The following is a 1,087-nucleotide window of genomic DNA, read 5'->3' on the forward strand; positions in this document are numbered from 1 at the left end:
ACGCGATCGCTTAGCTGCTGACCGTGCTAAAGCTGAGAAATATCAAAAACTCCGTGCTGAACTCCAACAAAAGCAACAGTGGGAAATTGTTCTAAAATGGCGATTGCTCCAGAAGCAAGTATCCCAAGTCCAACAGCAAATTGATGCTGCTAATACAAAAAAAGCCCAGCTTATTGCTCAGATTACTAGCATTGAGGAACAAATTAACCAAACTACCACTGAACTTGACCAACTCAATGCTCGGGTCAAAGCCTTAGGAGAAGAAGAACAAATTGCGATCGCATCCACCCTTGCCACTCAACAAGCTGAACAACGTCAACTACAAACCCGACAGCAGGAACTAACTGATAACCTACAAAATGCCGCTGTTAATCTCCAACGTACACAAGAGACAATTCAACAAGTCGAGCAAACCCTGGAACAGTTGATCGCAGAAAAAAATGATCTAGAGACCTTGTCTAAAACCTCCTTACAAGTGGCACGGGATGAGGCTCAAGCTGCTCTCAACCAAAGCCGAGAACAAGCCAATGCGATCGCAGCCGCTAGTGATGCCTGGGTACAACAACAAACCACCCTCACCAAGGAGATCGACACCCTACTCAAAACCATCAACCCCCAACGCACCGAGCAAGCTCAACTCCAAGAGCGTCAGAATCAGCTAAATCGGCAAATCCAAGACCAAACCCAGCAACTGCAAACCTTAGAACCAGAAATCGCCACCAAGCAAACCCAAGCTGTGGCATTAGAAACTCAATTAACCACTTATTCCCAACAAGTCCAGTCCCTCGCCCAATCCTTAGGGAATACCGAACAACAACTACAACTCCAACAACAAACCCAAACTCGCCTGCTCGGGGAACAACGGCAAAAACAACGGCAACTCGATAAACTAGAAGCCCAAGCCCAAGCTCAACAAGAAGCCCAAGGGACTTATGCTACTAAAGTTATCCTAGAAAGTAGTATAATGGGAGTTTGTGGATTAGTCGCCCAATTGGGTAGAGTTGAACCCATATCAGCTAGCCCTAGAAATTGCCGCTGGCGCACGCCTCGGGAATTTAGTGGTAGAAGATGATAGTGTAGCAGCGGC

At 46.7% G+C, this 1,087-nt stretch carries 1 pseudogene; it reads left to right on the plus strand.

Features of this window, described 5'->3' with window-relative positions:
* Nucleotides 1–1,072, plus strand: a pseudogene (locus tag F6K49_RS52125) (chromosome segregation protein SMC); the annotation flags it as partial.
* Nucleotides 1,073–1,087 lie beyond the last annotated feature (15 nt).

This window comes from Moorena sp. SIO3I6, assembly GCF_010672095.1.